This is a genomic window from Emticicia sp. SJ17W-69 (assembly GCF_051209875.1).
Taxonomy (GTDB): domain Bacteria; phylum Bacteroidota; class Bacteroidia; order Cytophagales; family Spirosomataceae; genus Emticicia.
In genome coordinates, this window is the sequence record NZ_JBNTQY010000001.1 from 2,117,356 (window position 1) to 2,143,855 (window position 26,500).

Below are 26,500 nucleotides of genomic sequence, written 5' to 3' on the forward strand. Positions count from 1 at the left end.
AAGAGCCTTTCTGAATACTTAAACCTATGATGAATCATAAATGCTTTTTAAACATTTACTTACATTGATACATCAACAAATACCATTCCATCTTCAATTTTCACTGGATACGTCTTGATTTCATACTCATCCCCACTTAAACAAGCACCTGTTTGTAGTGAGAAAGTTTTTTTATGAAATGGACAAGCCACCTTAGGTTCATCATTTGTCGAACCTATCATACCTCTTGAAAGTACCATTTGCTGCTTATGCGGACAGAGGTTTTGTGTAGCAAACCATTCGCCACGACGAGTAAAATTGAAAATGGCAATTTGTTCACCATTGACCAAAGTACAAGCTCCGCCATTTTCAGGTATTTGAGTTGATGAGCAAGCCAATACCCATGTTTCTGTTATTGTTTCAGTTGTCATAATGCCTCTTCCCCCAAAGAGAATCTTGAATATTTTATTTAAAATTTTTGTATTTTATAGTAAGTAAACTGTTGATATATAACTGTTGACTGATTATTTACTCCACTCCAAAGCTCTTTTTTGATCTCTTAAAGGTGTGAAAACTACGCTTGGGTCTTTCAATTCTGGAGCATTCACAAAATGTGTAAATCTTTGACGAATCTTATCGTTTTCTATGGCTTCTTTCCACTCGCATTTGTAGTTATTGATTAAGCCTGCCATTTCAGTTTCTAATTCTTGGCAAATGCCTAAACTATCATTGACGATTACATCTTTTAGATAAGCAATACCACCTTCCATTTTATTGAGCCATGTGGCTGTTCTTGTCAAAGGTTCGGCAGTTTTGATATAAAACATCAAAAATCTATCAAGATATTTGACACAATCTTCTTTTGAAATATCGCCTGCAATCAATTGGGCGTGCTGTGGTTTTGCTCCACCATTGCCACAAACATAAAGATTCCAACCTTTTTCTGTAGCGATAATTCCAAAATCTTTTGCTTGTGCTTCGGCACATTCACGTACGCAACCCGAAACGCCACCTTTGAATTTATGCGGAGCTCTGATACCTTTATAACGGTTTTCTACTTCAACGGCAAATGTTACCGAATCATGCAAGCCAAAGCGACACCAAGTTGAACCAACGCAAGATTTGACGGTACGAAGGGCTTTTCCATAGGCGTGTCCTGACTCAAAACCTGCTTCGATTAATTCCTCCCAAATGGCTGGCAAATCATTAAGGTGAGCTCCAAACATATCAATACGTTGTCCGCCTGTGATTTTGGTATAAAGACCATATTTTTGTGCAACAGTGCCTATTACAATTAATTTTTCAGGGGTAATTTCGCCACCTGCAATGCGTGGAACGACTGAATAAGTACCACCTTTTTGGATATTTGCTAAAAATCTATCGTTGGAATCTTGTGCGATGTCGTTTCCTTTCACAAGAATCATTTCATTCCATAAACTCGCTAAGATTGAAGCTACGGCAGGTTTACAAACTTCGCAACCGTCACCATGTCCAAATTTATCTAAAACGCCTTCATAAGACTTAATTTCGTTGATTTTTACTAAATCAAAGAGTTCTTGGCGTGTATAATCAAAGTGTTCACAAACAATATTTCTGACATAAATTCCTTGCTCTTTCATTGTTCCGAGCATTAAATCTTTTACCATCGGCACACAACCTCCACAACCTGTTCCTGCTTTGGTACATTTTTTTAAACCATCTACGGTATGTACTTTATTTTCAGCAACTTCGTGGCAAATTTGCCCTTTTGTCACGGCTTCGCATGAACAAATTAAAGCATCATCAGGTAAACTCATAATTCCCGCACCACTATCTTCTGCTCCACCTCTTGCTCCTAAAATTAAATTTTCAGGGTCTTTCGGAAGCACCAATTTGTTATTAACAGTTTGCAACAACATATTGTACTGTTCGGCATCACCAACCAAAATTCCGCCTAAAAGTAATTGTCCGTCGTTGGAAATATTGATGCGTTTATAAATCGCTTTCGATTTGTTTTCATACACAATTGTTTGACAGTCAGGCTCAGCAATGAAGGCGTTTCCAAAACTTGCGACATCAACACCAATCAATTTTAGCTTGGTTGACATATCGAAGGCTTTGAATTCTTTTGCTCCGTTACATAAATTTGTAGCAACAATATCAGCCATTTCGTAGCCAGGAGCAACCAAACCATAAATCATGTGGTCATGCAAAGCACATTCACCAATGGCAAAAATATTGGGGTCAGAAGTCTGAAGTTTATCATTGACAACAATCCCGCCACGAGAACCAACTTCTAGACCTGAAAGTCTGGCAACTTCATCACGAGGCTTGATTCCTGCTGAAATAACAAGCATATCAACATCTAATCTCGAACCATCCACGAAGTTCATACCATTGATTATGCCATCGCCAGCAATTTCTTGCGTGTTTTTATTCAAATGTATTTTTAAACCCAAAGTTTCGAGTTTTGCTTTCAAAATATCGGAGCCAGCTTGGTCGATTTGGCGTGGCATCAGACGAGGAGCAAATTCGATGACATGGGTTTCTTCTAAGCCTAAATCTAATAATGCTTTTGCTGCTTCTAAACCCAATAAACCTCCGCCAATGACAGCACCTTTGCGTGCTTTCTTGGCGTGTTCTTGCATCATGTCAAGGTCTTCGATGGTACGATAAACAAAAACGCCATCTTTTTCGACACCAGGAATAGGTGGCACAAATGCCGCCGAACCTGTGGCTAAAACCAAATAATCGTAAGGAATGCAAAGACCATGATGTGATGAAACTGTTTTGACTTCACGGTCGATGTTGGTAACTGGGTCTGAGAGATGAATTTTGATGCCGTTGTCGAAATACCAATCCAATGAAGCCATTGTGAGGTCTTCGGCTGTTTTACCCGCGAAGTATTCGCTTAGGTGAACTCGGTCATAAGCAGGGCGTGGTTCTTCGCCAAAGACGGTTATTTCAAATAGGTCTTTCGCTTTAGCTATGAGTTTTTCGCAAAACTTATAGCCCACCATGCCGTTGCCCACCACAACGACACGGGTTTTAGTTCCGTTTGTCATTTTGAATTATGTTTTCCTACGTTTGCGGCATCAATTTGTTCAGTACGTTTCCCCCATTCTGAACACAATCATGCTTGAATTTCTTTTTGTGAAATAAGTATAAATACTCATTTTTAATCAAATGTATATTACGGATTTTAAAAATGCAAGTTTTTATTTGGTAAAATTTACTATTTGTAGTTTATTTTTTGGTAAATTGTATTTATCGCAGAATTAATATAATAGATTGAACTTATTCGATTTTAAACTTACTCCATTGCCAACCTCACCAACTCGGCAGTATTCTTAACATCGGTTTTTCGTAAGATATTTGCTCGATGATTGGAAACCGTTCTGACACTTAATGAAAGTTTTTCTGCAATTTCTTGACTACTCAAACCTTCAGTAATATATTTTAATATTTCACGCTCTTTTTTTGAGATTTTGGTGAATAAATTAGTGTTTTTAAGTTTTGGTGTAACTTTTTGTTTACGTTGAGACAGTAAACCATCTATAATCATTGCCGAAACTGTAGGAGGAAAGTACTTTTCACCTTCTGAAACACTTGTTAATGCTTTTAAAATTTCTTCTTTACTCGTATCTTTTAGTAAATAACCCATCGCACCATTTTCGACTGACGTAACCATATATTCGGGGTTATTATGCATCGAGAAAATGACAGACTTTATCGTTGGAAACTTGTCTGAAATTGCTTTTGCAACTTCAAAACCTGACATTTTGGGCATGGTGAGATCAAGTAAAACGATGGTAGGTTTTAGCGTTTTTACTTTTTCTAAAGCTTCCATTCCGTCAGAGGCTTCGCCTACGATTTCGATGTTTTCTTCATCTTCCAAAAGGTTTTGGATGCCCTTTCGCACTACGGCGTGGTCATCAACTATCAAAAGTTTTATCTTAGTTGCCATGTTGAATATAAGTTTTGAGTCGATTAGCTTGCAGTATTTAAAGGAATTTTAACAAATATACTTGTTCCTTTATTGATTTCCGATTCTATTTTGAAAGTACCATTGAGTAATCGTACACGTGTTTGCATATTGCCAAGTCCGTTGCCCGTTATTTTGGCTTTCTTCGTTTTTTTTGAGTCAAATCCTTTACCATCATCGGTGATGGAAAGAATGATATTTTTGTTTTTTTCATTAGACAGATTTAGTACAATTTTTTTAGCCTTTGCATGTTTAACGATATTGTTGAGCGATTCTTGGGCAATTCTATATAAATTATTTTCGATATTATTTGGTAAAACTACATTTTCCGTCATATCATTAAATGTTGCTTTAATGCCAGCTGCATTTGCCGTACGTTCAGCTAATAATCTCATCGCACTCGATAGTCCAAAATCTGACAGTACCGAGGGCATCAAATTGAAAGATACATTACGAGTAGCTTCAATTGTTTCATCAATTAATTTTTGATGTTCTATGAATGAGTTTTTTTGTTTTTCATTAATAAAAGGTAAACTTTTGAGTTTTTCACTATCTAATTTTAAGCCTGTGAGCATCTGCCCAATTCCATCGTGCAATTCACGAGCGAGTCGCTTGCGTTCTTCTTCCTGCCCTTCCATTAAAGCCGCCGACCGAATATTATCTTCTTTACGTAATAATTCATATTTCTCTTCGGTAGCTTTGAGTAAATCTTTTTGAATATTGATGAGTTTTTCGTTGGTTTCGTTGAGTTGTTGGTTTTTAAATTGTAGTTCGGATTCAGATTCTGTAATGCGTAAAATGACTTCTTTCACATACCTCACCAAAGGAGTGAAAATTAAAAAACCTTCAATAATTAATATGCAAATTGTGATACAAAACAAAATCAATTCAATGCGTTTTACACGACTTACTCTTGCTTGAGCCTCGGTGTCATATTGAGAAACAATTTTATCCATTAATTTCAAAAACTGTCTTTCATTGGTGAGCATATTTTTTAAAATCTCACGCCCGTTCTCTTCTTGCTTATTTTGGCTAATGATACTGGCATTTGAATAAATAACTTTGAAAATTGGCTCAATCTCAGCAAATATTGATTGAATCTCTTGACTATTCTTTACCAAATATGTTTTGTCTAATACCAAGTTGCTGTTTTTTAGTCCGTAATGACATTTGGCCCATAATTTAAGGACATCGGCAAAGTCTTTATTATAGATGGCTGCTTCTTCTGGAAATTGATTGCTGTTTGTTATTAAAATTGCCATTTTGCATAGTCTTTGACTAAGCATTCTTTGCCTTCCTGCTAAATTTACCACATGTGCATCATCTGTTGATTCATTGAGTGATTGTTGAATCAAAACTTGCCCAAACAAAGACAGCATGGCAACGACAGTCAAAGCTACCAAATAAAGGCGTGTTAATCGTTGTGAAACTTGTTTGTCGAGGTCTTGCATAAAGAAAGTAAAATTCATACTTCTGAAAAATTAGGGCATATTTTTGGAACTTACAAGCTGCCATTTAAAGTTCTTTATATTATGAAAGTTTTTATTTATTTTGTACTATTATGATTATGAGTAATTTTACTCATTTTGTGTTTTATTGATAATTGTTTGTCTAAATCGAATTATTTTAAAATATTCTTTGGGAAATATATAGTTTTAACAAATAATTGTTTTATTTTTATATCCATAATATTTGTTTTATAAAAGTGTAGATAATATGATAGGTTTAGATTACTGCTAAATCTACAAATTTTTAAATTGAATAAAAATACTTAATAATTATGACACCAAAGCTTACACTCGTGGGGGCGGGTCCAGGCGACAACGAACTCATTACATTAAAAGGTATAAAAGCATTACAAAATGCTGACGTGGTTTTGTATGATGCTTTAGCTAATGATTCATTGTTGGCGTATGCACCCATACAAGCTATTAAAATGAATGTGGGTAAGCGAAAGGGGCAACATTCCTATTTGCAAGATGAAATTAATCGCTTAATTGTTTCATTTGCATTAGAGCATGGTCATGTTGTTAGATTGAAAGGTGGGGATCCTTTTGTTTTTGGTCGTGGCTATGAAGAGTTGGAGTATGCAAAAGCTTTTGGTATCTCAACTGAAGTTATTCCAGGTGTTTCAAGTTCAATTGGCGTAGCCGCAGCGATTCAAATACCTATTACTCATCGTGACATTGCTCGTAGTTTTTGGGTAGTAACTGGCCATACAAGTGATGGAAGCTTACCAAAAGATTTAAGTTTAGCTGCTCAATCATCGGCAACAGTGGTAATATTAATGGGCATGAGTAAATTAGCAGAAATTGCTGCTATTTTTGGACATCATGGAAAATCAGAAATGCCCATTGCAATCATTCAAAATGGTACTACAGGTAAACAAAAATCTGTCTTCGGACAAATCAGAGATATTCTTGAAAAAGTAAGTGAATCAAAAATCACAAATCCAGCCGTTATTATTATAGGTGAAGTGGTAAGTCTTCATCCTGAGTATGTACTGGATTATGTTGAAGAAATGAAGTTATAAGGAAGCTCTATATAAATTGGAAAGTTTAAGGTGCCATGCCCAAAAGGTGTGGCACTTTTGGTTGCTACACTGAGCTAGCCTTTTAGATAGCCAGGCTTGCTATCTAGAAAAGTGAAACGTGCCACACCTCAAAGGTGTGGCACGTTTAATTGATACATTGAGCTACCAAGGTAGATAGGTGTAACATTTGTATTTTACTAATCATCATCCTTAGCAGCAATGAAGTTTTAAGTAAACTTTGTATATTAGAAAAGTGAAACGTGCCACACCTCGAAGGTGTGGCACGTTTGGTTGTTACACTGAGTTGTAATTAAGATAGTCAGATATAGTTTTTTTATTTTAGAAATAATTAAAAAAAATAAAGCAATTGCCTCAATTGCTTGTAAACAGGATAGAAAGTCTATTGTATATGTTTATTGTCATGGAAGTCAATTTTTTGTAGAACTGATAAGCATTAGCGACAAAATATTATTTGCAAAAGTGTATTTTTAGATTGATTATTTTTGAGTGTTTATAATTATCTTTTTCAAAGATGAAATTTGAGAAATAAAATATTAAAAAATTACAAAATCTCAAAAATAGGTTTCAAAAAATGATTTTTTGAGAAAATAAAATTGTATTTTTCCTAAAACAAGTTTCAAAATTAGAAGAACTTTGTATAAAAATAGTAAAAATGCCTAAAATATGTTAAAAAGTGTTTTGAGTATAAAATATTATTTTTTACATTTGAATAAGCAAAGAGAATTACATAATAATAAGTATAAATAACCAAAGAAAATTTCGATAGTGGGGGCTATCGAAAAATAAAATTAAAAACTAACCTTTTATTTTTAACATTTAAAACAAGATGCAAACGTAGGCAAACTGACAACAAAAGCACAAAGAAATCGGGGATAGTCGAAGTGGGGGCTTCGTCTTGAACCAAACAAAAACCGACCTGACATGGGGGTGTCAAAGTCGGCTAACGAATCGCAGAACGTAGGTATTTATTCACAATTCAATTCAAAACAAATGAAAAAAAATCTAATTCGCAAGTTTGGTCTTGCAATTTTCTTCACAGTCGCTTTTTTCAAAGCATCATTTTCGCAATTTTCATTACTAGGACAAGTCAGAACTCGCACAGAAGTACGTGATGGTTTGGGTAATCTCGCACCGTATGGTACAAAATACTCAGCCTTTACTTCGCAACGTACACGTCTAACATTTGGCTACAAATGGGACAGAGTAACTTTCGGAATGGCAGTACAAGATGTAAGAGTTTGGGGACAAGATGCTTCCTCAATTTCAAATGCTGATGGTGGCAAATTTGGAGTTCATGAAGCATGGGCAGAAATTGTTTTAGCAAACTCTGCTGATACGACGGTAAAGTTTAAACCGATTCAAAACCTTTCATTAAAAATCGGTCGCCAAGAACTTGTTTATGATGATGTTCGCTTACTGGGAAACCTTGATTGGCTACAACAAGGTCGCCGGTTTGACGCAGCTATCTTCAAAGCACAACACTTAGGTTGGGCATTAGATTTTGGTGGTGGATTCAATCAAAACGGAGATGCCTTTGGTACAAATGGCACTTATTATGTAGCAGGAAATGCTCCTGCTACCGCTCTTTCAAGCAAAAATGTAACTTTGGCTATTCCAACAGGTTTTTTGCCAACAAGTGGCAAAGGTGGAGCTCCAGTAGTAGCAAACAATGTGAGTACCAACGGACAAAACCAAATGTTTAAATCTTTCCAAATGGCGTATTTGAGCCATAAATTTAAGCAAACAAAATTAGCGGTTTTGTTCTTCAAAGATGATTTTTCAAAATATCGTATTGATAGTATAGGTAGTGCTACAGCAGGTTACGTATATGGAAGACGTTATGATCAAACAGGGGTTAATTCTCGCCTTACTTATGGTGCGATGCTCACTGGTCAAGTAGGTAATGCTTCTTCAAAATTTGGTAAAGTTCAATGGCAAGCATTTGCTTATTTACAATCAGGCAAAGACCGTGATGGTTTGAGTATCAGTAAAGCTTACCACTATGGAGCCAACTTTATGATTCAAAAAGGCTTGATTAGCTTCGGGCCAGGGTATGAAGTATTGTCAGGAAATGATGGATTTACTTTAAAAACTGGTGAAACACATCGTTTTGACCCACTTTATGGCACACCGCACAAGCATTGGGGCTATATGGACTACTTTTATGTAGGAACTGGTTCGCCAGCAGGTGGTTTGCAAGATGCGTTTTTCAAAGTAAAACATGCTGCAAGTCGTTTGACAACTACTTTTGACATACATTATTTTGCATTGGCGGCTTCAACGCCAAATAAAATGACCGACGCTGTGGCTGGGTCTAAAATCTCTCCAATGTTGGGCATGGAATATGACTTAGTATTAAATTATACACTCAATAAATTTACTTCTGTTGAGTTAGGATACTCAATTATGAAAGCAAACAATAGCCTCGAATATGTGAAACAAAGCACAATGAACAAAACTCGTAAAACGGGTCAATGGGCTTATTTAATGTTGAATATTCGTCCTGACTTTTTCTACGCAAAACCAGTGGCTATTAAGCAGTAATTGTAGCACATGTTTCTAACATGTTCAGGAAATTATCAAAAATAAAATCAAATCTCGATGAAAAATATAAGAAAAAATATACTTTTAGTAACAGCATTTGTCATTACTACCACTATTTCAGCTTTCAAAACTACTACATCGGCTGAAGTGATAAAATTAGGATTTATTCCATTGACCGATTGTGCTCCATTAGTGGCAGCAAAAGAGTTGGGTTTATTTGCCAAATATGGTGTGAACGTAGAGTTGAGCAAAGAGGCTTCATGGGCAAATATCCGTGATAAAGTTTTGAATGGCGAATTAGATGGGGCTCATTGTTTATTTTCTATGCCGATGTCAGTTTATACAGGAATTGGCGGAAAAGCAGGTTCAGAAATGAAAATTGCGATGACTTTAAATAATAATGGACAAGCCATTACACTATCAAAAGATTTCTGTGGATTGGTTGGTTTCAAAGATTTGAAGAAAGTTAACACTGCCATTGCTGAAATAAAAAAACGCAAAGAAGTAACATTTGCCATGACTTTCCCAGGAGGAACGCATGATATTTGGCTAAGAAATTGGATGGCTGCGGCAGGTGTTAATCAAAAATCAGTAGGAATTATCACGATTCCACCGCCACAAATGGTTGCCAATATGAAAGTCGATAACATGGAAGGTTTTTGTGTAGGTGAACCTTGGAATGGTGTAGCAGTTGCTCAAAACGTAGGTTTTACGCACATCGCCAGTCAAGATATTTGGAAAAATCATCCTGAGAAAGCATTGGTTGTAAACAAAGATTTTGCAGCAAATCAAAAGGAAGATTTGAAGAAAGTAATGAAAGCCATCATCGAAGCTCAAAGATGGTTGGATAATATGGGAAATCGCAAAAAAGCTGCGGCTTGGTTGTCAAAACCTTATTATGTCAATGCTCCAGTGGCGGTTTTAGAGGCTCGTTTGTTAGGTTCAAATGATTTAGGCTGTGATTTGGGTGTGCAAAAATACAAAGATGATTACATGACATTTTATAACAATGGACTTGTAGCAACACCTAAAAAATCTTATGCCATGTGGTTTTTAGCACAATATGTTCGTTTTGGAATGTTAAAATCTGCTCCTGATTATAAAGGAATTTCCGAAAAATTGATTTTGGATGATTTGTTTGCCGAAGTAGCCAAAGAAATGAGCGTACCAGTTCAACCTGATATGCAAGCATTCAAAACAAATCTTGATGTAAACTTTGACCCAAATAATATTGCTGGGTATTTATCAACAACGAAGAAATAAGCAATCAGTTATCGGCAGTCGGCAATCAAACAGTATTATTTAAAATCCGATAGCTGATTGCCGATAGCAAAAATAATTATTCAAACATGAAAAACATTCTTTCAAAATATTCGCCAGCAGGGACGCTCTACTTCATCGGAAGTATGTTCATCCTCTTAGCTATTTGGCAATTGGTTACATTCATAACTAAAGCCGAAATTCCAGGGCCAGTGGCAACATGGACAGTTTTTTCAGAAATGCTTGCTGACCCTTTTTATGATTATGGCCCCAACGACAAAGGCATCGGAATTCAACTTTGGAGTTCATTGAAGCGAGTTTTTATGGGTTTTGCCTTAGGAAGTATAGTTGCTATTCCATTAGGATTGATCATGGGTTCTTCAAAAATCGGCATGAAATTATTAAATCCAATTGTTCAGATTCTCCGCCCAGTTTCGCCTTTGGCTTGGTTTCCATTAGGTTTATTGGCTTTCAAAGCTTCTGACCAAGCAACGATTTTCATTATTATGATTACCTCACTTTGGCCGACTTTAATCAATACTGCTTTTGGTGTTTCGACCATTCCTACCGACCATAAAAATGTAGGAAAAGCATTTGGTTTTTCTCGTTGGAAATACATCACTAAAATCTTGATTCCTTTTGCTTTGCCGCACATAATTACTGGACTTCGCTTGTCGATAGGTATTGCTTGGGTGGTGATTGTTGCAGGAGAAATGCTTTCAGGCGGTGTTGGAATTGGCTTTTTTGTGTGGGATTCTTGGAATGGGTTGAGTCTTGAAAAAATCCTTTCAGCAATCTTGATTATCGGAATTGTGGGGTTATTGTTTGATAAAGTTTTTAATGTACTTCAAAAAGCATTTAGTTATGAAAGCAAATAATGAACTATTAATAGATGATTCGTCATCGTTTCATAAAATTATTACTGAAACAAGCATCGAAATCAAAGATGTAACTGTTTCATTCAAATCGAAAGGAAAAGGTACTTTCACGGCAGTAAAAGATATTAGTCTTGAAATTGGCAAAGGCGAAATTGTAAGCATCATTGGTCACTCAGGTTGTGGAAAATCAACTTTGATGAATACAATTTCGGGAATGGTTTCTCCCTCATCAGGCGAAGTAATTGCTAATAACAAAGTAGTAAATGGGCCAGGCCCTGACCGTGGCATTGTTTTTCAAAACTATTCATTGTTGCCTTGGCTAACGGTTTATAAAAATGTTTTTGAAGCAGTTGATTCTGTTTTACCACATTTAACCAAAGCCGAAAAAATTGAATTAGTTGAGAAAAACCTCAATATGGTGAATTTGTGGGAACACAAAGACAAACTTCCAAGCCAATTATCTGGTGGAATGAAGCAACGAGTAGCTATTGCTCGTGCATTTTCAATCAATCCAAGTATTTTATTATTGGATGAGCCTTTCGGAGCTTTAGATGCTTTGACTAAAGGTTCGATGCACATCGAGCTGCTCAAACTTTGGAATTTGGATAATAGAAATAAAACCATCGTGATGGTTACGCACGACATTGAAGAAGCGATTTTCTTGTCGGATAGAGTAGTGGTAATGAATAATGGCCCAGCGGCAACCATCAAAGAAATCGTTGATATTCCTTTGGCTCGCCCAAGAAACAAGAAAGATATTATTCACTTACCTGAATACATTGAAGTACACGATAAATTATTGAATTTATTATTTGATAAATTCTCAATTGAAGATTTGTAGTAAAACAAGTTTCCAACTTGTTTCTTTTACACAAGTTGGAAACTTGTTTTACTATTTGGTTGACAGCCAAAATATACATAATCCCTATTGGTATTACCGATTGGGATTTTTCCATAAAGCTGTCAATTTTTGAGTATTTATACTCATTAAAATAAGTAAAAATAACTAATATTTTTAAACTGTCAATCAAAGAAAAAATGAAAAATAATCAACCACTTTCGTCTCTAAACGTACTGAATTTTTCAGGCGTACAAATGCGTACATTTCACATTACGTGGTTTACATTCTTTATGTGCTTTTTTGGCTGGTTTGGACTTGCTCCACTCATGCCAACGATTCGTGAAGATTTAGGCTTAACCAAAGGTCAAGTCGGAAATATCATCATTGCATCGGTTTCTGCAACTATTATTGCTCGTTTGCTCATTGGTCGCCTTTGCGATACTTGGGGCCCTCGTAAAACCTATACCTCATTGCTTGTACTTTGTTCAATTCCTGTATTTTTGGTAGGTTTATCTCATTCTTACGAAACATTTTTGCTTTTTCGTTTGGCAATTGGTGTTATTGGAGCATCTTTCGTAATTACGCAATACCACACTTCGGTGATGTTTGCTCCAAATATCAAAGGTACAGCCAATGCAGTCGCTGGCGGTTGGGGAAATTTGGGAGGAGGAATAACAAACATGGTTATGCCTTTGATTTTTGCAGGAATCGTCGGTTTGGGTTATACCAAAGGTGAAGCATGGCGTTTGGCTATGATTGTTCCAGGAACTTTATTGTTGATTTGTGCAGTGCTTTATTTTAAATTTACAAAAGATTCTCCTGAAGGAAACTACGAAGATATTAATCGTACCATTGTTAAAAAAGAGAAACCAAATATCATGGAAGTGATAACTGATTGGAGAGTTTGGGCTTTGTCGATATGTTATGCCATGAGTTTCGGAATGGAAATTACTTTTGATAATGTAGCTGCACTTCACTTTGTCGATAACTTTGGTGTAGACCAAAAGATGGCTGGTTTATTGGCAGGCTTATTTGGGTTTATGAATATTTTTGCTCGTGCATTAGGCGGAATTTGGGCCGATAAAATTGGTAAAACAAAAGGCCTATCAGGAAAAGGGAAGTTATTAGCACTTTTGATTGCCTTAGAAGGGCTTGGTTTAATATTCTTTGCTTCATCAAACACATTACCAATGGCTATTGGTTCGATGATTCTTTTTGCATTATTCTTGAAAATGGCAAACGGAGCAAATTATGCTCTTACACCTTTCATTAACTCAAAAAATGTAGGTTTAGTAGCAGGAATCGTTGGTGCAGGTGGAAATATCGGCGGAATGATGATGGGATTTTTGTTTAAATCAGATAAATTAACTTATGCAGAGGCTTTTCAATATGTAGGAATGGCTGCCATCGTTGCCGCTTTATTGATTCTTGTAACGAAGTTTAATAAAACAGCAAAAGTGGAGAAAAGCGAGTTGGTTGAGAATTTGGCTTAACTCCATAATTATATCCCCCGCCCCGTCCTGATAAAGTTAGCGGGGGATGTAAACACACTTAGAAATACAATTAAATGATTGACAATGAATAGTCAAAAAACATATAAAACCACTTGTTGCTATTGTGGCGTGGGATGCGGAATTGTGGCAACAGATTTAGGCAATGGCAAAATCTCGATTGAGGGTGACAAAGACCACCCTGTCAATAAAGGTATGCTTTGCTCGAAAGGTATGAATTTGCATTATACTGTGAATGATAAATCTGACCGTTTGCTTTATCCGCAGATGCGAATGAACCGAAGTATGCCCATGCAACGCAGCACTTGGGACGAGACTTTGGAGCGTACTGCCGCTATTTTCAAGACTTTTATCAAGAAATATGGCCCTGATTCTGTTGGTTTTTATGTTTCTGGGCAATGTCTTACTGAAGAATATTATTTGTGGAATAAGCTAATGAAAGGCTTTATTGGCTCCAATAATATTGATACCAATTCTCGCCTTTGTATGTCGTCGGCGGTGGTTGGTTATAAATTGTCTTTGGGTGAAGATTCTGTACCTGTTTGTTATGATGATATTGAGCAATCAGACTGTATTTTGGTTGAAGGTGCAAATCCTGCTTGGTGTCACCCAATTATTTGGCGAAGAGTAGAAGCCCACAAAGCAGCCAACCCAAATGTGAAAATCATTACTGTTGACCCACGTCGTACGCAAACTGCAACTTCATCAGATATTCATTTACAAATAAATCCCGGCACCGATATTACCTTAAATCATGCTATTGGGCGAATTTTGATTGAAAATAATTGGATTGATAATGATTTTGTACAAAATCATACCGATGGTTTTGAAGAATATAAAACAAAAGTTTTTGAAAGAACACTTACCGAATCGGCCGAAATATGTGGAGTTGATGAAAAATTGATTACAAAAACGGCCACTTTGATAGCAAAAGCCAAAGGTTTCCTTTCGATGTGGACAATGGGTTTGAATCAATCAGTGATTGGCGTAAACAAAAATCTTTCGCTCATCAATTTGAGTCTGATTACAGGAAAAATTGGGAAAGTAGGCAATGGCCCATTTTCACTGACTGGTCAACCCAATGCAATGGGTGGACGAGAAGTTGGTGGTTTAGCAAATATGCTTGCTTCGCACCGAGAAATTACCAATCCAATTCATCGCCTTGAAATGGAAGAATTTTGGGGAGGAACAACCATTTCAGACAAAATTGGTTTGACGGCCACAGAAATGTTTAAAAGTTTGGAAGAAGGAAAACTCAAAGCGATATGGATTATTTGTACAAATCCAATGGTAAGTATTCCTGATTCTCGTATGGCTGAATTGGCTTTGAAAAATGCCAAATTTGTTGTCGTACAAGATGTTTCTAACCGTGCCGAAACGATCAATTTTGCCGATGTGGTGCTTCCTGCTGCTGCTTGGGCAGAAAAAGAAGGTACAATGACCAATGCCGAAAGACGAATTACTTATTTAAATAAGGTAATTGATGCTCCTGGAGAAGCACTTCCCGATGCTGAAATTATTTGCCGTTTTGCAAAAAAAATGGGTTGGGGTGATAAATTTAACTACAATAATTTCGGCGAAATCTATAGAGAGTTTACCGAAACTACCAAAGGAACAAATATTGATATTACAGGGGTAAGCTATGAGTTGTTGAAGGAAACGACAGTACAGTGGCCTTATAAGAATGATGAGTTAAAAGTGATGAGTGATGAGTTGGAAGAAGTTAATTCCAAACAAAATTTTACGGAAAGTCCAAATAAAAATTCATCACTCATCACTCATCACACATCATTAAACCTCGGTACTTCAAGACTTTTTGAACGTGGAGAATTTTACACTCCCAACAAGCGAGCAAAAATTCATGCTGTTCCTGATGAAAATCTTTCAGAAAAACTCACCAAAGATTTTCCTTTGATTTTGCTTACGGGTCGCATTCGTGACCAGTGGCATACAATGACAAAGACGGCAAGAGTCAATAAATTGAATCAACATTTGCCCATTCCATATTTAGAAATTCATCCAAAAGATGCTAAGAAACGCAATATTTCAAACGATGAAATTGTAGTTATTCAAGGAAAAAGAGGCGATGTAAGAGTAAAAGCCAAAATTACAGATGAAGTAAAACAAGGAAATGTTTTCCTCCCCATGCACTGGGGTAGGGTTTTAGGCAATGATTTTGGGAGAGCTAATAATTTGACCAGTAATTTGGTTGATGCTCGTTCAAAAGAACCAGATTTTAAGTTTTCCGTAGTCGAAGTGACAAAATACGTAAAACCGAAAGAGAAAATAATCATTATCGGGGCAGGTTCTGCGGGTTTGGGCTTTATTTCAGCTTACCGAAAACTCAATCAAACTGATGATATTGAAGTATTTTCAAAGGAAATTTATCCTTTTTATAACCGTGTAATGTTACCAGATTATATCAGTGGTACGCAATCTTGGGAGCAATTGGTCAAATTGCGAGAGGACCAATTTACCGAAAATAATATCAAGGTTCATAAAGCAATCGGTATCAATCATATCGACCGAAAAAACAAAGTTGTAGTCGATGATTTGGGAAATGAGCATAGTTATGATAAGCTATTTTTGGGCATGGGAAGTCAAGCATTTATGCCAAAAAATTTCCCAAGAATGGCAGGTATATTCAACATGCGTAGCAGATTGGATGCAGATACATTACAACCGTTTTTGAGAAAAAATGGACATGTTGTTATCGTCGGTGGTGGGCTTTTAGGACTTGAAATGGCCGCTTCTTTGCGAGAAATGAATCGGGCGGCGGACCGCATAAATGTTACAGTTGTTCAACGTATTGGACGATTTATGGATAGACAACTCGACCCATTGGGTAGTGATATTCTGCACGAAGAGATCGTAGCTCGTGGCATAGAAGTATATTATAATGATGAGGTTGAACAGTTTTACGGAACTGAAAAAATAGAAGGAATTCGACTAAAATCTGGTCAAAAATTGGATTGTGATGCCATTATTGTGGCGGCTGGAACTGTTCCAACCATTCAATTGGCACGTGAAGCAGGTTTACAATGCAATAGGGGAGTTGAAGTAAATGATTATTTGCAAACTTCTGACCCCGATATTTTTGCTTGTGGCGAAATTGCCGAATGGAAAAAACAAATGTGGGGAATTACCGCCGCCGCTGAGCAACAAGCTGAAATCGTAGCAAAATTCTTGGCTGGAGATTTGTCAAGTGCCTACAAAGGAAGTCTTTCAATGAACCTTTTGAAAATGCACGGACTCAATCTTTGTTCGCTTGGGGTGATTGAAATTCCTTCGGGAAGTGCTGATTATGAGGAAGTTACATTTATTGATAAAGCCAAACATTATTATAAAAAATGTATCATTTATAATGACCGCTTGGTTGGTGCAATTTTGATTGGCGATAAATCAGAGTTTTTAGAATTTAGAGATTTGATTGCTAATGGCATCGAATTGTCAGAAAAACGCTTGGCTTTATTACGTTCGGGTAAACAATCTGAGCCAGTTTTGGGTAAATTGGTTTGTTCGTGCAATAGTGTTGGGCAAGGAAATCTTGAAAATGCTATCAAAGGTGGATGCAGGGATTTAGCTCAACTTTGTCAAAATACAGGAGCAGGAACAGGCTGCGGAAGTTGCCGACCAGAAGTGAGAATGATTTTGGAAAATGTAGGGAAAGAGGAGTTGGTGGTGGCATAAATTGTAATTAAACTTTAAACAAAACTCCCCTTTAGGGGACGGGCCGACGAATCGGTGGGGGTCATGAAAGATTTTTATACCATACGAATAAACTTCAAAGGTGGCATTGCTTCACCTGGAGAATTGAAATTTATTTTGCAGGCGGCTCAAGAATCGCAGGTTGATGAGGTGCGTTTTGGGCTTCGTCAGCAACTGATTTTACATTTGCCACATCCTTTTGCCCGAACTTTTGAGCAGAAAATGATTACGCAAAGCATTGATTTTCAATCAGATACAAACGAATATCCTAACATTATTAGTTCTTATGTAGCTGAAGAAGTTTTCCAAAAAGGGAACTGGCTTACCGAGGGAATTTATAAAGATATTCTTGATTTATTCGACTATAAATCGAAACTCAAAATCAATCTTTCGGACAATCAGCAGAGTTTTACACCTTATTTTTCGGGACATCTTAATTTTATTGCCTCCACAAATCCCAATTTTTGGTATTTGTATATCAGATTACCTAAGACCAATAAAGTTTTTAGTTTCGATAAACTCATTTTTTCAAATGAAATTCCGAAGCTTTGTAAACTGTTGGAAGGGCAGATTTTAGAAGAAGAAAATTCGTATGCTGAAAATATCGAAACCTTATTTTCAAGCATTCCTTCTTTGATTTCGCTTCCCAAAGAAACGGAACTTGAACCTGCCAAATTCACTTTGCCTTATTACGAAGGTTTCAATCGTTATGGTAAAAAAACTTGGCTTGGAATCTATCGTCGAAACGAATATTTTAACGTGAAATTCCTGATAAAACTTTGTGAATTATGTCAAGAAACTAAAATTGGTGAGATTTGTTTAACTCCTTTTAAGTCATTGATTATCAAAGGGATAGATGAAAAAAATAGAGGAAAGTGGAGTAATATTTTATCAGAATTCAATATCAATGTTCGACATGCAGCTAATGAACTCAACTGGCAAGTCGAAGATGATTCGGACGACGCTTTGCGACTAAAACTGAGCTTGGTAGAAACTTTTGATAAGATAGATTTGCGAACTTTTGGCTTATGTTTTGGTATAAAAACTCGTCCAAGAACAGAAGTTTATGCTTCCATAATGGTACAACGTCGCCGTTTCAAATTATTTAATTTTATACCTTTGCACTTTGTTTATGATATTTCATACACCGAAGATTTTAACCCAAATGGTCGTACAAAAAAGTATTTTGAAACGAGTATTTTGAGAATAAATTTAGATGAACAATTACGTCGAAGTGTGTTGAAGTACAACAAAATGACCGCTGAAAATGCCATCAAAGCGGCGGGCTTACGTGATGACCATAAAGAGAATGAAGTGGTTCGTCCGAGTACTAAGAAAGTGCATCAGTGCAAACATTGTTTTACGATTTATGATGCTGATTTTGGCGATTTACTCAATAATATTCCTGCTGGAGTACCTTTTTCAAAACTCCCAGCAAGTTATGTTTGTCCAACTTGTGAGGCCGAGAAAAAAGATTTTAAAGTCATTGAGGTAGAAAATGTAAGTATATAATCTTTAGTTTTATTATATCAAATCCCGTTAGGGATTTAATATTGGTAGTAGAAAAAGTGAGCGAGAAATTTCATGCCGTAGGAATGATACATTCGTGTAATTGTTTCATACCTACGGCATGAAAAACTAATTATATATATTGTTTTCTACCGATGTTGAATCCCTGACGGGATTTTTGACTAAGCTATTTTTGTATTTTCTTCCAAACAAAAGAATTCTTTGGCATCAATTTTCGTTAGTTTTGTAGATAAAAACAAACTGACAAAACTATGTTGAAGAATTTTATTTTTTTACTGCTATTTCCAGTCATTTCTTTTTCCCAAGCGGAACGCCGCCCGATTATTGGCTTCTCAAAACCTGATAGTGTTGATATATTTGTTCAATATGGCAATGCTGAAATTGTCAAAAAAGCTGCTGATTTAATACAAGCTCCTGAAAGTCAAGCCTTTTTGACTGAATTTAATAAAAAATTTCCTGATACATTCGAAAAAGAAATTCGCTACAAACAATTATTGACCGCCAATGTAGATGACTGGGAAATGAGACTCTATGATGAGAGAAAAAGCCAATTAGCTTTCTTAAAAAACTATCCAAATTTTGATAAACTTTCGCCTGAATTTCAAAAATTAGTTGAAAGTAATATCCGATGGAATTATTGGCATTTATTGCTTTCCTATTCAATCATTCGTAGTAATCTTGATACCAAACTAACAAGAGTCGTTTCGCTTCCTACTGTAATGACAGAGGCTCTTGATCCTCAAAAAATAAATGATGAAAGTGCTTTATTATCAGAGAGTTATCGAGATTTTCTGCCGTTTTTTATCACTTATTTCAACTCACAAGAACAGAAATTTGTCAAGTATGCCGACCAAGTAAAAGCCATTACCGATAAAGGAAATGTCGCTCAAAAATATCTTAAAGGGCAAGTGTTAGACTATACTTTAACCAAATTAATCTATGATAATTGTGGAAGAATTACTGCTTCGTCGGCTAAGTTTTGGATTAGCCAATTAGAAGCGAATAATTACAGAAACTTACTTTTTGAGCATTGCAAAGAAACCCTCAATAAAAAAGAAGAAGTAGCTAAAAAGAAAGACGATAGTAAAGATAAATTACCACTCGGTGGCGATTATCCAGTTTTGACAGGGCTTGATGGCAAACAATTTAATTTTGCAAAATATAAGGGCAAGGTAGTTTATGTCGATTTTTGGGCAAGCTGGTGTGGTCCTTGTCGTGGAGAATTCCCTTATTCGAAGAAAATGCACGAAGGTTTTACTGAAAAACAAAAGAAAAACATTGTTTTCTTGTATATTTCGATAGACGAAGACCCAACTAACTGGAAAAATGCAGTCGACAATCTAAAACTTGACAACGGCGACCACGGCATTTCAAATGGTGGTTTTGGTTCAAGTGTTAGTCAAAAATACCAAATCAATAGTATTCCTCGTTATATGATTATTGATAAAAATGGTACAATCGTGCGTCCAGATGCTCCACGTCCGAGTAATCCTGAAACATTAGAGTTATTGTTAAAACTTAGTGAGTAGTAAAGTTTTTATTTTTTTGTGAAGCAATATTTTATTTAACTTTGCTTGTTCTTTTAAATTCTAATTCAATGAAATACATCATATTAATTCTTTTAGCAATAGCCTTTGTTCCTGCTATTCGCTCTTTCTTATTTAATCTTTTGGTAGGAAATCAGATTGCCAAACAACAAAAACGTTACAACGATTTTATGGAAAAAGAACGTGGTAAAGAAGGAGAAATAAAAGTAAAAACCCCAAATTCCAATTCAAAAAACAAAGGTTCTGACGGAGGTCAATACGTTGATTATGAGGAAGTTAAATAGAAAAAAAATGACGTTTGGTAAATATTTGTCGCCAAGCGTTTTATCTAATCAAGCGAGTTTAGCCATATTAATTTTACGAGTTGGTCTTGCTCTCTTATTGATTCCACATGGCTATGATAAATTACAGGAATTTTTGGCAGGCCACCATGATTTCCCTGACCCATTGCATGTAACTCCCATGGTTTCACATGGACTTACTGTTTTTGCGGAATTCTTTTGCTCAATCTTACTCCTTTTAGGGCTTTTTACTCGTCCTGCATTGCTTGTTCTGATTGTTTGTATGGCAATTATTGCCTTTGTGATTCACGGAAATGACCCACTTGGAGATAAAGAACATGCTTTGTTATACTTATTGGCCTACATTTCCATCTTTCTAACTGGTGCTGGAAAATATTCATTAGATGCTCGTATATTTTGATTAAGATTCATGCTTAAAATAGCTTTTAATCCAATTTATAAGCATCCTCTTCCCGAAGGACATCGTTTCCCAATGATGAAATATGAGTTGATCCCCGAACAACTTATTTATGAAGGAACTTGTACTGAAGAAAACTTTTTTTCTCCAACCGAAGTTGATAAACATTGGGTTTTAGGCGTGCATCAAGAAAAATATTTCTATGATTTAATTAACCTTAGCGTCGACCCGAAAATGGAGCGTCGAATCGGTTTTCCTGTTTCTGAAATGTTGGTTAAGCGAGAACTGATTATCACACAAGGAACAATTGATTGTTGTCATTTTGCCTTAGAATTTGGCATTTCAATGAACATTGCTGGAGGAACTCACCACGCTTATGCCGATAAAGGTGAAGGTTTTTGTTTATTGAACGATGTAGCTGTGGCTTCGCACTATTTGCTTGAAAATCAGATAGTTAATAAGATTTTAATTGTTGATTTAGATGTGCATCAAGGCAATGGAACGGCGGTCATTTTTCAACATGAGCCACGAGTTTTTACTTTTTCGATGCACGGAAAAGAAAATTATCCATTGAAAAAAGAAATCTCAGATTTGGATATTGAACTGCCAACTTATTGCGAAGATGAACAATATTTAAGCCTTCTGTATGACACTTTGCCACGCTTAATAGAACAAGAGAAACCTCAATTCGTTTTCTATATTTCTGGTGTTGATATTTTAGCTTCGGATAAATTAGGAAAGCTAAAAGTTTCGATGGAAGCTTGCCGTCGGCGAGATGAATTTGTTTTTGAACAAGCAATTAAAAATAAAATCCCAATAGTTGTTACTATGGGTGGAGGTTATTCTCCACGTATTGCTGAAATCGTAGAAGCTCATTGTAATACTTTTCGTTTAGCAGAAAAAATGTACTTTTGAAAATTGAGTGAATGAGTGATTTGTGATTGAGTGGATAGGTAATTTTATCACTTATTAGTAAATTAATAGCTCAAAAATCACTCATTCACTCAATCACAAATCACTAAATCATAAAATGAATTTATCCAAATACATCGACCATACGCTCTTAAAACCCACTGCTACCGAAATGGATTTTCGGAAATTATGTGAGGAAATTTATCAAAACAGTTTTTATTCAGCCTGTGTGCCGCCTTATTATGTAGCATTTGTAAAAGAACTGTTGGAATACAGCGATGCCAAAGTTTGTACTGTGATTGGATTTCCTTTGGGGTATCAAACAACCAAAGTGAAAATTGAAGAAGCACAAAAAGCCTTGCAAGATGGTGCGGATGAATTAGATATGGTAATGAATATAAGTGCCTTTAAATCAATGGCTTATAAGACTGTGAAGCAAGAAATAAAGTTACTAACTGATTTAACACATAGTCAAAATGCTCTTTTAAAAGTGATCATCGAAACCGCTTATTTAGATAATTTTGACATCAGGATTGCTTGCGAAATATGTGAAGAAGCCGGAGCCGATTTTGTAAAAACTTCAACTGGTTTTGCCAATAAAGGAGCTGATTTAGAGCAAGTGAAGCTCATGCGAGAAGTATTACCAAATAATATTCAAATCAAAGCATCAGGTGGAATTCAGACTTATGAACAAGCAACAGCTTTCATCGAAGCAGGTGCCACTCGATTGGGTACTTCATCAGGTGTTGCTATTGTGAGTGGAGGAGTTGGGTATAGTGGGTATTGATTTTACTTTTCCATCAAATTCCCCAACAAAACATCAGGAGCAATCATTACTCTTGTACCTGTTTCGGCATTTTCGAGATTCAAAACTCCACGTGGACAAACGGCTGAACAAACACCACAACCTACACAAGACGAACGAACAATATCTTGTCCTTTTTGAGCATAAGCTCGCACATCAATGCCCATTTCGCAATGTGTTGAACAATTTCCGCAAGAAATACATTGCCCACCATTGGTCGTAATTCTAAACTTTGATTTGAACCTTTGTATTATTCCAAGATAAGCGGCTAATGGGCAACCAAATCGACACCAAACCCTATTCCCCATTAATGGATAAAATCCAGTACCTACAACCCCAGAAAAAATTGAGCCAATTAGAAAGCCATAGCTTGATTTTAGCCATTCAGTTGGTATAAAACCGAGTAAATTGTAACTACCAGTAAAGTAAGTATAAAGCACGCCAATGGTCATAATAATTGCGAAGACTAATACGCCATGAATGAGGTAACGTTCAACCTTCCAAGCTTTCAATGATTTATCAGAAAGTTGTCTGAATGGGTCGCCTAACGTCTCTGCCAAGCCTCCACAACCGCAAACCCACGAACAGTACCAACGTTTCCCAAAAAAGTAAACCATTACAGGTACGCCAACTACAAAAAGTACAACTCCCCAAACCAACAAAAAGATACCAAATGTGCCGCCAGCAATGAGTTTATCAAGTCGATAATTGAAGAAAAATGAGTAGTCGAGCGGCCACATATTTTTTAAATCTGCCGAAGGAAGATTCAAATTTGACATGATTTCTGGTAAAATGAAAGCAATGCAAGTTTGAAAAAACATGATAGATAAAGTTCTGATTATCTGATATTTAGAATGACGGTATTTAATAATATAGCGAATTCCCATCACCAAAACAGAAATCGTATAAAGAAAGCCGTACATAAACCAGCGACTTGCTTCTCCTCCATTAATGAGTTTACTCACTGGGTCAACCAGCATTGTCCAATTGGCAATGTATTGAGGTTTAAAATAAAGAACGATGTAGAATAATATCAAAAAAGTGCCAATTATAATACCGAGCCATTTGCGATTCATCGCAGGGTTAGAGTAGATACCATTATTTTTAATCCCTGCTGGTTTTTGACTTTCGGGAAGAATAAAAAGTAAAGCACCTAAAATTGCCATACCGAAAGTTAATAAAAACATAATGCCTTTGTTATCAGCTAAATAGCCACTTGCTGATGCTTTTACGATTGATAAGATTGTATCTTCATAAATCTTTTTATCCCATGCTTGTTGAGCATTATAGACCTTATTGAGTTGATTTATACCTTCGGATAATTCTGCTGTAAAAGTATAAGCGTTTGAGTAGCTTTGGTCAATCATTGATGCCAATTCTATTTTTACATCAACTAAAGCATCGTCTTTGAAATTTTTCTCTAAAACTTCAAATGTTAGCACATAATTATTCATGCCCAAAGTGCCGATAAACAGTCCGAATGCGGCAACGAAAATAAAGAGTCCGAGTTTTTGTAGCATGGGTATAAGATTTACGATTTACGAATGACGATTTACGACGGGGTCGCCCGAGAGATGGTAATTTAGAAAATTCCTTTTTTTGACTTTAATTTTAGATTATTTCCAGTTTCTGCATTGTATTTTTCCAATATTTCTGATTCATATTGTTTGAAAAATTCAGGGTCAAAATTGGCTTTTGGAAGGTTTTCTAAAACATACTGAATGTTTTTACCTGACGAAATCCATTCGTCCCAAACTTCGTGTCGCATTCTAATTCCGAAAGTATTTATGCCCGTAACTGACTGATTATCAATGCTATAGTTTATTCTTACACATAATCTTCCAGAAGCGTGTTCCCAATAAAATGTTTTTGAATCGTCGGGAAGTATGGCAGGCACTTGTCCATACGTTTGATATTCGATGTCGAAGAATTTGGCAGAATTAAAAAATATTCCTGGTTGATATTTAGTCCGTTTTCCACAAATTGTACGTGCTACAGTTTCACCCATGATGCGACCTGTGTACCAAATTTGCTCTAAATTTTTACGGTCTTTTGGCGGATTTTCATGCTCTACACAATCACCAATGGCATAAACATCTGCAATATTTGTTTCTAAATATTCATTCACTAAAATTCCACGATTGAGTTTTATTCCACCAACACCTAAAACAAATGCAGGTTTTTCTCGACCAATCATATTGCCTTGTGGTAGCTTCAATAAACCAATATTTGGACTTACACCAACTGTTAAACCTACAAATTGGCATTCGATTTCCTCTCCTAATTTTGTTTTAATGGCTTTTACTTGACCGTTTTCATCGCCAATTATTTCATCTAATTCACTCGAAAATTGCAGATTTATATGGTTTTCTGCAATATGTCTTGAAATTAATGCAGATTCTTCGGGAGGCATTACGGCATTCCAAAAACTACTTTCTCGCACCAAAAATGTCACCTCGATTCCTCTCGAATGAAGCATTTCTGCCAATTCTACGCCAATCAAACCACCGCCAACAATGACTGCTTTTTTGATGCTGGGAGTTAAGGTTTCTAAACTTTCTAAATCTTGATAGCTATAAAGTCCTTGTACACCTTTTAGATTTTGTCCTTTCCAACCAAATTTGTTGGATGTCGAACCCAATGCAAATATGAGTTTGTCGTAACTTATCGAACCACCTATTTTTGCATCTTTATCCTCATCAATTGGCACGCTGAAATAGAGTTTTTTTTCATCAAAATCAATCGTTTTTACCCACGCACGCTTCAATTCTATACGATTTTTCTCCCAAAACCAATCTTCATAAGGTTTGGTATGTTCAAATTTCATGTGTCCCATATAGACATACATGAGAGCCGTACGTGAGAAAAAATGTTCAGTTTCGCCTGAAATGACAGTGATTTTGCAATCAGATTGTTTTCTGATATGACGGGCGGCTGTGATACCACTGATGCCATTTCCGATAATGACGACGTGCTGCATAAGGCTAATTTTTGAATGATGTTGTAAAATTAGAGAACTTCTACAAGTGAAATTGTCAGCCAACTGACCAAATGAATTACTCTGAGTTGATTTTTTTGTTGATGATACTCTTTTTAAGTTTAATTTGTTGGATACTTTTAGGTAAATAATACAACCTTGCTAATATTATTAGAGGGAGTTTGGTGAAAAGTAAAATAAATGCTGTAACTGGGCTAAAAAATGAAAGCCCAATGGCGATTAGACAGTTTATCATGTCTAAATTACAATAAAGCCTTATCGGAATATGTGAAATAGTCATATTATCTTTAGTGTTTTGGCTTATAAAGCCAGCAAAAGAGGCAGTATCCCAGATATTATTTTGAAAAATAGAGACAAATAATAAATTAAGGCTATAAATGAAAATTGCAGGCGTATCAAAAAAATAACCACTCACTAAAGATGTGGAAAAAGGAATTAAAACAATAAAAAACAACCAAGAAATATTGAGCCAAAGGAGTTTCTCGTCAATTTTCTTTATGTGAACAAAAAAAGTATGATGTGTTTTCCAATAATTGGCAATATTAATAAATGACAGAAAAAATGCTGCAAAAGTTTGCCATTTGTCTCCAATATCAGCAAAACTCAGATGCCCACTAATCGGGCGTTCGATTCTAATATCTAAAGCCAACAGTGTAATGGCAATTGCCACAATTGCATCACTAAAAAATACAAGTCGCTCAAGTTGTAGATTTTTTTCTTCCATTTTTTGTCAGACAATTTTATAAGTAAATAAATGTAGCACAATTCTC

Annotated in this window: 20 protein-coding genes; 13 read left to right on the forward strand and 7 right to left on the reverse strand. The window is 36.0% G+C overall.

Annotated features, from left to right (window positions below):
• Nucleotides 1–59: 59 nt before the first annotated feature.
• The 4 genes from nirD to ACQUQZ_RS08780 form a co-directional block, all read right to left on the reverse strand.
• A complete protein-coding gene (nirD, locus tag ACQUQZ_RS08765) occupies nt 60–410 on the reverse strand; it encodes a nitrite reductase small subunit NirD (RefSeq protein ID WP_435354503.1) in 351 nt (116 codons plus the stop codon).
• Nucleotides 411–503: 93 nt separating this feature from the next.
• Entirely contained in the window at nt 504–3,023 is a 2,520-nt protein-coding gene (gene nirB, locus ACQUQZ_RS08770) for a nitrite reductase large subunit NirB (RefSeq protein ID WP_435354504.1), read from the reverse strand.
• Between the two features lie 248 nt (nt 3,024–3,271).
• Nucleotides 3,272–3,925, reverse strand: coding sequence for a response regulator (locus tag ACQUQZ_RS08775; protein WP_435354505.1), 654 nt, complete (start codon nt 3,923–3,925; stop codon nt 3,272–3,274).
• Between the two features lie 23 nt (nt 3,926–3,948).
• Entirely contained in the window at nt 3,949–5,412 is a 1,464-nt protein-coding gene (locus ACQUQZ_RS08780; RefSeq protein WP_435354506.1) for an ATP-binding protein, read from the reverse strand.
• Nucleotides 5,413–5,723: 311 nt separating this feature from the next.
• Here ACQUQZ_RS08780 and cobA point away from each other — a divergent pair, with 311 nt between their 5' ends.
• The 13 genes from cobA (at nt 5,724) to deoC (ending at nt 22,714) form a co-directional block, all read left to right on the forward strand.
• Entirely contained in the window at nt 5,724–6,476 is a 753-nt protein-coding gene (gene cobA, locus ACQUQZ_RS08785) for a uroporphyrinogen-III C-methyltransferase (RefSeq protein WP_435354507.1), read from the forward strand.
• A gap of 1,011 nt (nt 6,477–7,487) precedes the next feature.
• Nucleotides 7,488–9,041, forward strand: a complete 1,554-nt coding sequence (locus ACQUQZ_RS08790; protein WP_435354508.1) for an alginate export family protein — start codon at nt 7,488–7,490, stop codon at nt 9,039–9,041.
• A 57-nt stretch (nt 9,042–9,098) separates the two neighbouring features.
• Nucleotides 9,099–10,304, forward strand: coding sequence for a CmpA/NrtA family ABC transporter substrate-binding protein (locus ACQUQZ_RS08795; protein ID WP_435354509.1), 1,206 nt, complete (start codon nt 9,099–9,101; stop codon nt 10,302–10,304).
• Between the two features lie 86 nt (nt 10,305–10,390).
• Entirely contained in the window at nt 10,391–11,179 is a 789-nt protein-coding gene (gene ntrB, locus ACQUQZ_RS08800; protein WP_435354510.1) for a nitrate ABC transporter permease, read from the forward strand.
• On the forward strand, nt 11,166–12,020 hold the full coding sequence (locus ACQUQZ_RS08805) for an ABC transporter ATP-binding protein (RefSeq protein ID WP_435354511.1): 855 nt from the start codon (nt 11,166–11,168) through the stop codon (nt 12,018–12,020). Before ntrB ends, ACQUQZ_RS08805 begins: the two co-directional genes overlap by 14 nt.
• Before the next feature lie 197 nt (nt 12,021–12,217).
• Nucleotides 12,218–13,513: a NarK family nitrate/nitrite MFS transporter gene (locus tag ACQUQZ_RS08810; protein ID WP_435354512.1), complete on the forward strand. Its 1,296-nt coding sequence runs from the start codon at nt 12,218–12,220 to the stop codon at nt 13,511–13,513.
• A gap of 84 nt (nt 13,514–13,597) precedes the next feature.
• On the forward strand, nt 13,598–17,221 hold the full coding sequence (locus tag ACQUQZ_RS08815) for a molybdopterin-dependent oxidoreductase (protein WP_435354513.1): 3,624 nt from the start codon (nt 13,598–13,600) through the stop codon (nt 17,219–17,221).
• A 63-nt stretch (nt 17,222–17,284) separates the two neighbouring features.
• Nucleotides 17,285–18,751, forward strand: a complete 1,467-nt coding sequence (locus ACQUQZ_RS08820) for a rubredoxin (RefSeq protein ID WP_435354514.1) — start codon at nt 17,285–17,287, stop codon at nt 18,749–18,751.
• A gap of 269 nt (nt 18,752–19,020) precedes the next feature.
• Entirely contained in the window at nt 19,021–20,298 is a 1,278-nt protein-coding gene (locus ACQUQZ_RS08825) for a TlpA family protein disulfide reductase (protein WP_435354515.1), read from the forward strand.
• Nucleotides 20,299–20,366: 68 nt separating this feature from the next.
• The gene (locus ACQUQZ_RS08830) at nt 20,367–20,600 is read left to right on the forward strand and encodes a DUF4834 domain-containing protein (protein WP_435354516.1); all 234 of its coding nucleotides are present in this window, start codon (nt 20,367–20,369) and stop codon (nt 20,598–20,600) included.
• A 7-nt stretch (nt 20,601–20,607) separates the two neighbouring features.
• Complete coding sequence (locus ACQUQZ_RS08835) at nt 20,608–21,018, forward strand: DoxX family protein (RefSeq protein WP_435354517.1); 411 nt, start codon at nt 20,608–20,610, stop codon at nt 21,016–21,018.
• Nucleotides 21,019–21,027: 9 nt separating this feature from the next.
• Entirely contained in the window at nt 21,028–21,930 is a 903-nt protein-coding gene (locus ACQUQZ_RS08840) for a histone deacetylase family protein (RefSeq protein WP_435354518.1), read from the forward strand.
• A 115-nt stretch (nt 21,931–22,045) separates the two neighbouring features.
• A complete protein-coding gene (deoC, locus tag ACQUQZ_RS08845) occupies nt 22,046–22,714 on the forward strand; it encodes a deoxyribose-phosphate aldolase (protein WP_435354519.1) in 669 nt (222 codons plus the stop codon).
• A gap of 2 nt (nt 22,715–22,716) precedes the next feature.
• Here deoC and ACQUQZ_RS08850 read toward each other — a convergent pair whose 3' ends face one another.
• The 3 genes from ACQUQZ_RS08850 to ACQUQZ_RS08860 form a co-directional block, all read right to left on the reverse strand.
• Entirely contained in the window at nt 22,717–24,252 is a 1,536-nt protein-coding gene (locus ACQUQZ_RS08850) for a 4Fe-4S binding protein (protein WP_435354520.1), read from the reverse strand.
• A 62-nt stretch (nt 24,253–24,314) separates the two neighbouring features.
• Nucleotides 24,315–25,712, reverse strand: coding sequence for an NAD(P)/FAD-dependent oxidoreductase (locus tag ACQUQZ_RS08855; RefSeq protein WP_435354521.1), 1,398 nt, complete (start codon nt 25,710–25,712; stop codon nt 24,315–24,317).
• 76 nt (nt 25,713–25,788) lie between these two features.
• Nucleotides 25,789–26,454, reverse strand: a complete 666-nt coding sequence (locus ACQUQZ_RS08860) for a TMEM175 family protein (protein ID WP_435354522.1) — start codon at nt 26,452–26,454, stop codon at nt 25,789–25,791.
• Between the last annotated feature and the right edge of the window lie 46 nt (nt 26,455–26,500).